This is a genomic window from Nocardiopsis protaetiae, assembly GCF_045446735.1.
Classification (GTDB): Bacteria; Actinomycetota; Actinomycetes; order Streptosporangiales; family Streptosporangiaceae; genus Nocardiopsis; species Nocardiopsis protaetiae.
In genome coordinates, this window is sequence record NZ_JBJJBV010000278.1 from 1 (window position 1) to 8,559 (window position 8,559).

At 74.5% G+C, this 8,559-nt stretch carries 5 protein-coding genes; all 5 read left to right on the forward strand.

Features of this window, described 5'->3' with window-relative positions:
- Positions 1-97 precede the first annotated feature (97 nt).
- The 5 genes from ACJOT3_RS29000 (at position 98) to ACJOT3_RS29020 (ending at position 8,442) form a co-directional block, all read left to right on the forward strand.
- Positions 98-1,123 carry a hypothetical protein gene (locus ACJOT3_RS29000; RefSeq protein ID WP_406976307.1) on the forward strand — a complete coding sequence of 342 codons (1,026 nt, stop codon included), beginning with the start codon at positions 98-100 and terminating at the stop codon, positions 1,121-1,123.
- A 92-nt stretch (positions 1,124-1,215) separates the two neighbouring features.
- Positions 1,216-1,638: a hypothetical protein gene (locus ACJOT3_RS29005; RefSeq protein ID WP_406976308.1), complete on the forward strand. Its 423-nt coding sequence runs from the start codon at positions 1,216-1,218 to the stop codon at positions 1,636-1,638.
- A gap of 21 nt (positions 1,639-1,659) precedes the next feature.
- Positions 1,660-3,213 (forward strand): 3' terminal RNA ribose 2'-O-methyltransferase Hen1, encoded by a 1,554-nt coding sequence (locus ACJOT3_RS29010; protein ID WP_406976309.1) that lies wholly within the window; start codon positions 1,660-1,662, stop codon positions 3,211-3,213.
- Positions 3,210-5,810: a polynucleotide kinase-phosphatase gene (locus tag ACJOT3_RS29015; RefSeq protein WP_406976310.1), complete on the forward strand. Its 2,601-nt coding sequence runs from the start codon at positions 3,210-3,212 to the stop codon at positions 5,808-5,810. Before ACJOT3_RS29010 ends, ACJOT3_RS29015 begins: the two co-directional genes overlap by 4 nt.
- A 202-nt stretch (positions 5,811-6,012) precedes the next feature.
- Complete coding sequence (locus ACJOT3_RS29020; protein ID WP_406976311.1) at positions 6,013-8,442, forward strand: DUF8508 domain-containing protein; 2,430 nt, start codon at positions 6,013-6,015, stop codon at positions 8,440-8,442.
- Positions 8,443-8,559: the final 117 nt, after the last annotated feature.

Consider the following 8,559-nt stretch of genomic DNA (forward strand, 5'->3'; position numbering starts at 1 on the left):
CGGCGGATCATTGTCGTGTCCGCCGGCCGCGCCCTCCGAGCCCGCCGCACCCGCGCCGCGTCCTCCCGGGTGCGGCGGGCCCGCTACGCTCGGCGGCATGTGGCCATGGAACCCCCGCGACCCCGAGCCCGCCCGCGGCGCCCCGGTCGAGCACCTGCTGACCTCGGCGTCCCTGGGCACCGACCCCATGCTCCGGGCCGCGGCCGAGGAGGTGGCCGAGGGGGACCTGGCCGCCGCCCTGCCGCTGCTCGCCGAGAGCCGCGACGACCCCGAGACCCGCGCGGTCACCGCCGAGGTGCTGGGCCGGGCCGCCGCCGACCGGATCGACGACCTGGGCGACCTCATGGGCACCGCCGACCAGGCCGACCTGATGCTGTGGCTGGGCCACGCCCTGCTGGCCCACGCCCTGCGCGCCACCGGCGGGGCCGCCGAGCGCAAGGCCGCCGAGGCCGCCCTGGACGACGCCCGTCGGGCGCTGGAGGCCGCCGCCGACCTGCGCCCCGGCGACGCCGCCCCCTGGGCCGCGCTCCAGACCGTCGCGATGGGCGCGGGCGCCGACCGCCAGGAGAAGGACCGGCTGTGGGACGAGGCGCGGGCACGGTCCCCGCACCTGTTCGCCGCCCACATGGGCCGGGTGCGCGTGCTGTCCCCGGCGCGCGGCGGCGCGGCCGAGGAGATGTTCGCGTTCGCCGGGGCCGCCGCCGACACCGCGCCCGAGGGCGACCCGCTGCCCGCCGTCCTGGCCCTGGCCCACGCCGAGTTCCTGCGCGCCGAGCACAAGCGGCTCGACGCCGAGGGGATGTTCGGCTTCGTGGTGGACCAGGCGATGGGGCGGCTGTACGGGGAGGCGGTGGGCGAGCTGTTCGAGCTGGCCCGCGCCTGGGCGCGGCACGCCGCCCCGCACCCGCGCGACGTGCAGGCCCACCACCTGTTCGGGTGGGCGTTCCACCGGTCCGGGATGACCGAGGCCGCCCGCTGGCACCTGACCGCCGTCGGCAACCTGTACTGCGAGATCCCCTGGGGCTTCTTCGGCGGCGCCCGCTCCCAGGTCGCCCGCGCCATGCGGGAGCTGGGCGTCCGCCCCGGCGGCCCGCAGGCCCAGGCCGACCCCGGAAGCGTGTAGGCCGCGAGCGTGTGGGCCGAAGGCGTGCGGGCCGCGAGCGTGTGGGGACGGGTACTCAGGCGCGGGCCGCGCCGGTGCGCGACCATGGCGGCATGACCTCGACTCCGTCCCCCCGGTCCCACGCGCTGCGCGGCGCCCTGGCCGCCCTGGCGGCGGCCGCGCTCGCCCTCCTCACCGGGTGGGCGGTGGACGTTCTCCTGTCCGAACCCTCGGCCACGGGGAAACCGGCCGTCCTGCTGCCCCCGTTGCTGGCGCCCCTCCTGTCGCTGATCACACTGTGGATCGCCCGGGTGCCCCTCCCGGTCGCGGCTGGCGCCATCGCGCTGCCGCTCCACCTGGCGTGGTCGCTCGCCATCGCGACCTGGGGCGACCTCGTCGACCCGGGCGACGCCTACATCCCCGCCATCACCGGCCTCGGCATCGCGGGCTTCACCGTGTTCACGGCCCTGGGCGCCCACCTCATGGCCCGCTTCGACTCTCACCGCACCCGGGAAAAGTCCTCGCCAAGGGGTTGACACAGGGGTCACAATGCACAAGTGCTACTGACGATCACCACCACAGCGACCCCGGCGGCCCCGGCCACGGACCTCGGATACCTGCTCCACAAGAACCCGGAGCGGGCGCAGAGCTTCGAGCAGTCCTTCGGGACCGCCCACGTCTTCTACCCCGAGGCCACGGCGGAGCGCTGCACGGCGGCCCTGCTCCTGGAGGTCGACCCCCAGGCGCTGCTGCGGGCGCGCACCTCCGTCAGCACACCCGACTTCGCCCTGGCCCAGTACGTGAACGACCGACCCTTCGCCACCTCCTCGCTGTTCACGGTGGCGCTGGGCCGGGTGTTCCGCTCCGCGCTCAAGGGCACCAGCGAGGCGCGGCCGGAGCTGGCGGCCACCCCGCTGCCCCTCGAACTCCACCTGCCCGCGGTGCCCTGCCGGGCCGGCGCCGACAAGGCGCGCGCCCTGTTCGAGCCGCTGGGCTGGCGGGTCACCGCCGAACCCGTGCCGCTCGACCCCGGCCTGCCCGGCTGGGGCGACTCCCACTACCTGTCGCTGACCCTGTCCGGCGAGCAGGTGCTGTCGGACGCGCTGAGCCACCTGTACGTCCTGCTGCCCGCCATGGACGGCGGCAAGCACTACTGGGTGGACCGCGGCGAGATCGACAAGCTGCTGCGCGCCGGGGGGCTGCGCGTCACCGAGGACCGGACCACCGAGGAGAGGACCGCCGAGGAGGACCCCGAGGCCCGTTCCCCGTGGCTGGCACGCCACCCCGAGCGCGCCTGGATCACCCGCCGCTACCTCAACCGGCGCAACTCCTACGTGCGCACCGCCCTGGCCCGGCTGGCCGAGGCCGACGAGCTGCCGCAGGAGGAGGCCGACCCGGCTCTGGAGGAGGTGCCCGCACCGACCGCGCCCGCCCCGGAAGGGGAGGTACGTGCGCCCTCGCTGGCACAGCAGCGGGCCGGGGCCGTCCTGGCCGTGCTGCGCACCGAGAACGCCTCCAGCGTCCTGGACCTGGGCTGCGGCTCCGGCGCCCTGCTCACCGAGCTGGTCGCCGAACCCGCCCTGGAGCGGATCACCGGCGTCGACGTCGACACCGTCTCCCTCCAGATGGCGCACCGCAAGACCTGCCGGGGCTGCGCTCCCGACGGCCGCGGACGCCACCGGAACCTGTTCGCTGACGCCGACGGCGTCCGGGAGCACGGCGGCCGCCCGCCCCGGCCCGAGCTGCTCGTCGGCTCGGCCGTCTACCGCGACGCCCGGTTCGCCGGCCACGACGCCGTCGTGCTCATGGAGGTCGTCGAACACATCGACCCGGAGCGGCTGCCCGCCCTGGAGGAGAGCGTGTTCGCCTCCGCCCGGCCCCGGATCGTGGTCGTCACCACCCCCAACGCCGAGTACAACGTCCACTACGAGGGCCTGGAGCCGGGCAGGCTCCGCCACCCCGACCACCGCTTCGAGTGGACCCGCGCCGAATTCACCCTGTGGGCGGACGCCGTCGCCGAACGCAACGGCTACACCGTCCGCTACCTGCCGGTGGGTCCCCAGGACCCGGCCGCCGGCTCCCCGACCCAGATGGGAGTGTTCACACGATGAGCACCGATGAGACCGCTCCGGACACCGCCCCGCGGGTCCTCGGCGTGCCCGCCATGGGCCTCGTCGTGCTGGTCGGCGTATCGGGATCGGGCAAGTCCACCTTCGCCGCCCGGCACTTCGAGCCCACCGAGGTCATCTCCTCCGACTACTGCCGGGGCCTGGTCAGCGACGACGAGAACGACCAGTCCGCCAGCGCGGACGCCTTCGCCCTGCTGCACACCATCGTGGACATCCGGCTGCGCCGCGGCCTGCTGGCCGTGGTGGACGCCACCAACGTGCAGCGCAAGGCCCGCTCCGAAATCCTGGCCGTGGCCAAGGCCAACGACGTGCTGGCCACCGCCATCGTCCTGGACGTGCCCGAGTCCGTGGCCCGCCAGCGCAACCGGACCCGCCCCGACCGCGACTTCGGAGACCACGTGATCTCCCGCCAGCGCCGCGACCTGCGCCAGAGCGTCAAGTACCTGCGCAAGGAGGGGTTCCGCAAGGTCCACGTCCTCAAGGGAGTGGAGGAGGTCGACGCCGCCGTCATCGAACGCGAACGCGCCTGGCCGGACAAGCGCGAGCTCACCGGCCCCTTCGACATCATCGGCGACGTCCACGGCTGCCGGGAGGAACTGGAGGAGCTGCTCGCCGCCCTAGGCTACGAGCCCACCCGCGACGACCAGGGCAGGGCCGTCGGCGCCCGCCACCCGCAGGGCCGCACCGCCGTCTTCGTCGGCGACCTCGTGGACCGCGGACCCGACACCCCCGGCGTGCTGCGGCTGGCCATGGGCATGGTCCGCGACGGCGACGCCCTGTGCGTGCCCGGCAACCACGAGAACAAGCTGATCCGGGCGCTCAAGGGCGCCAAGGTCACACCCACCCACGGGCTCGCCGAGTCCCTGGAGCAGCTGGGCCGGGAGAGCGAGGAGTTCCGCAAGGAGGTCCTCGACTTCTGCGACGGCCTGGTCAGCCACCTCATCCTCGACGAGGGGAGGCTGGTGGTCGCCCACGCCGGGCTCAAGGAGGCCTACCACGGCCGCGCCTCGGGCCGGGTGCGCTCCTTCGCCCTGTACGGCGACACCAACGGCGAGACCGACGAGTACGGGCTGCCGGTGCGGCTGCCCTGGGCCCGCGACTACCGGGGCAAGGCGGCGGTCGTCTACGGGCACACCCCCGTGCTCAAGGCCGAGTGGGTCAACAACACCCTGTGCCTGGACACCGGCTGCGTGTTCGGCGGCAGGCTCACCGCGCTGCGCTACCCCGAACGCGAGATCGTCGACGTCCCCGCGCGCGAGACCTGGTACGAGCCGGTCCGCCCGCTGGGCGGCGAGACCCCCGCGCGGGTGGACGGCGGCGACCGCTCCGCCACGCTCGTGGACATCACCGACGTGGGCGTGGGCGACCACCACCCCGGCAGGTTCGTGGAGACCGAGTTCGGCGGCATCCGCGTCGACGGCGCGTCCACCCTGGGCGCCCTGGAGGTGATGAGCCGGTTCTCCGTCGACCCGCGGTGGCTGCTGTACCTGCCGCCGACCATGGCCCCGGCGCCCAGCAGCTCCGAGGCCGGGTACCTGGAGCACCCCGACGAGGCGTTCGCCTGGTACCGCGCCGGCGGGATCGGGCAGGTCGTGTGCGAGGAGAAGCACATGGGCTCGCGCGCCGTCGCCGTGCTGTGCCGCGACGAGGAGGCCGCCGCCCGGCGGTTCGCCCCCGGCTCCCTGGGCACCGTGTACACCCGCACCGGGCGGCCGTTCTTCGCCGACCCCGTCCTGCGGGCCGAGGTGGTGGACCGGCTGCGCGCCGCCGTCACCGGGGCCGGGCTGTGGGACCGGCTGGGCACCGACTGGATCGCCCTGGACGGGGAGCTGCTGCCCTGGTCGGCCAAGGCCCGCACGCTCATCCGCGACCAGTACGCCTCGGTGGGCGCCGCGGCCCGCGCCGCCCTGCCCGCCGCGGGGGCGGCCCTGGCCGCGGCCGCCGAACGCGGCCTGGACGTGGGCCGCCTGATGGACAAGGTCGCGCGGGGCACGGAGCAGATGGAGGGGTTCAGCCGGGTGTACCGGCGCTACTCCTGGGACACCGACGGGGTGGCCGGGCTCCAGTTCGCGCCCTTCACGGTGCTGGCCTCCGAGGGCCGGGAGTACTCCGACGCCGACCACCTGTGGCACATGGCCACGGCGGAGCGGCTGGCCGAGGCCGACCCGCTGGTGCGCTCCACCCGCTACCGGGTGGTGGACACCACCGACCCGGCCGCCTGCGCCTCCGCCGCCGCCTGGTGGCAGGACATGGTGGACGCCGGGGGCGAGGGCATGGTCGTCAAACCGCTCCAGGGCGCCCGCGCCACGGGCGCCAAGGGGCTGACCCAGCCCGGCCTGAAGGTGCGCGGCCCCGAGTACCTGCGGATCATCTACGGCCACGACTACACCGACCCGGACCGCCTGGAGGTCCTCAGGGACCGCAGGCTCGGCGGCAAGCTCGGGCTCGCCATGCGCGAGCACAAGCTGGGGCTGGAGGCCCTGGCCCGGCACGCCCGCAACGAGCCGCTGTGGCGGGTCCACGAGCCGGTGTTCGCGGCCCTGGCCCTGGAGACCGAACCGGTCGACCCGCGCCTCTGAGTAGGGGCTGTGCCTTTTCGGGCCTCCGCTCCGCTTCGGCCCGACCGTTCGTCGGATCGTACGAACGGAGGGCGGGGCGGCCCTGGGCGGATCACACCAACCCGGGGCCGCTTCGCCTTCTTTTCATGTCGCCTCCTACCAACGGACACGCGAAAGGGACATGATGTCCCCGCCCTTACTCCCCAGTACCCCCGGAGAGAACGTGTCCCCCACCCGACCACGGCGCCTGATCGCGCCGACGTCCGCCGCGGCCGCGGTGATCCTCGCCGCCGCCCTGGGATCGGCCCCGGCCGCCCTCGCCGACGCCGACGGCCCGGTGATCGCCGAGGTCTACGGAGGCGGCGGCAACAGCGGAGCGACCCTGCGCCACGACTTCGTCGAGCTGGGCAACGCCACCGGCGCCCCGGTCTCCGTCGACGGCTGGAGCGTGCAGTACCTCCCCGCCTCCCCGGGCCCCAACACGAACGCCCAGGTCACCCCGCTCAACGGCGAGATCCCCGCCCAGGGGCGCTACCTGGTCCGCCAGGCCGCCGGCGCCGGGGGCACGGCCGACCTGCCCGCACCCGACGCCGCCGGGTCGGCCAATATGGCCGCGGGCGCGGGCACCGTCCTGCTGGTCGCGGGCACCGCCCCCGTCACGTGCCGCACCGCCGCCGACTGCGCCGCCGACGAGGCCGTCGTCGACATCGTCGGCTACGGCAACGCCGTCATCCGCGAGGGTTCGGGCGCCCCGACGCTCACCAACACCACCGCGGCCGCCCGCGACGCCGCCCTCACCGACACCGACGACAACGCCGCCGACTTCACCGCCGGCGCACCCACCCCGGTCAACTCCGCGGGTGAGGGCGTGGGCGAGGAGCCGGAGGAGCCCGGCCCCGAAGAGCCCGGTGACCTGCGCATCCACGACATCCAGGGCGTCACCCGCACCTCCCCGCACGCCGGGAGCACCGCGACCGGGGTGCCCGGGGTGGTCACCGCGGTCAACCCCTTCGGCAGTGCCCGCGGCTTCTGGTTCCAGGACGCCGAGGGCGACGGCGACCCGCGCACCAGCGAGGGCCTGTTCGTGTTCACCGGCTCCACCACGCCCGGCGTCGCCCCCGGCGACGAGGTCCTGGTGACCGGCCGGGTCAACGAGTACCGGCCCGCCTCCGGCGCGCAGACCATCACCCAGATCGACCAGGCCGCCTGGACCGTCCTGTCCACCGGCAACGGCGTTCCGGAATCGGTGGTGCTGGAGGCCGGGGTCATCCCTGCCTCGTACGCGCCCGAGCACGGCGGCGACATCTCCGGTCGGGAGCTGGCCCCCGACACCTACGCCCTGGACTTCTGGGCCGCCCACGAGCACATGATGGTGCGGTTCGAGGACGCCCCCGTCATCGCGCCCACCGACCCCTACTTCGCGTTCTGGGTCACCGTGGAGCCCGACCACAACCGCACCGCCAACGGCGGCGTGGCCTACGGCTCCTACGAGGACCCCAACGCGGGCCGGGTCAAGGTCGAGTCCCTGCTGGACCGCAACGTGCACCCGTTCCCCGAGGTCAACGTGGGCGACACCCTCGCCGGGGTGACCGAGGGCCCGGTGTACTACAGCCAGTTCGGCGGCTACCTCGTGCGCGCCACCACCCTGGGCGAGCACGTCGCCGGCGATCTGGAGCGCACCCCCGTCCGGGACACCGCCCGGCACGAGGTCTCCATCGCCACCTACAACGTGGAGAACCTCGGCGGCCAGGACGACCAGGCCAAGTACGACGCGCTGGCCACCGGGATCGTCGACCACCTCCGCTCGCCCGACATCATCGGCCTGGAGGAGATCCAGGACGACAACGGCCAGACCGACGACGGCACCGTCGACGCCGGGGTCACCCTGGACCGGCTCACCGCCGCCATCAGGGCCCAGGGCGGGCCCGCCTACCAGTGGCGCCAGATCAGCCCCGAGGACAAGCAGGACGGCGGCGCCCCCGGCGGCAACATCCGCAACGCCTTCCTCTTCGACCCCGCCCGCGTGCAGTTCGTGGACCGCCCCGGCGGCGACGCCACCACCGCCGTCGAGGTCGTGCAGGGCTCCCGCGGCGCCGAGCTGTCGGTCTCCCCGGGCCGTATCGAGCCCAAGGACCCGGCCTGGGCGTCCAGCCGCAAGCCGCTGGTCGGCCACTTCCGCGCCCTCAACCGGGACATCTACGTGGTGACCAACCACTTCAACTCCAAGGGCGGCGACCAGTCGCTGCACGGGGTCGTGCAGCCGCCGAACCGCACCAGCGAGACGCAGCGCAACGCCCAGGCGGAGCTGGTGGCCGACTTCGCCGACGAACTGCTGGCCGTGGACCCCGACGCCAACCTGGTGGTCATGGGCGACCTCAACGACTTCCAGTTCTCGCGGACCCTGGACATCCTCACCGGGGACGGGCCGCTGTACAACCCGATGACGGACCTGCCCGCCGGGGAGCGCCACAACTACGTGTTCGACGGCAACTCCCAGGCCCTGGACCACATCCTCGTCAACCGGGCGATCGCCGGGCGCGTGGACTACGCGGTCGTGCGGATCAACTCCGAGTTCCACGACCAGGTCAGCGACCACGACCCGCAGGTGCTGTGGCTGGACACCCGCCGCTCCACCCCGCCGGGCCGCCCCTGACCGGACCCGATCGGCCCTGACCGGCCCCGCACCGCGCCCCGGCGGCACCCGCCGCCGGGGCGCGGTCCCGTTCGGGGACACGTCCCGGTCCCTGCGCACCCCGCCCCGCCCGGGACT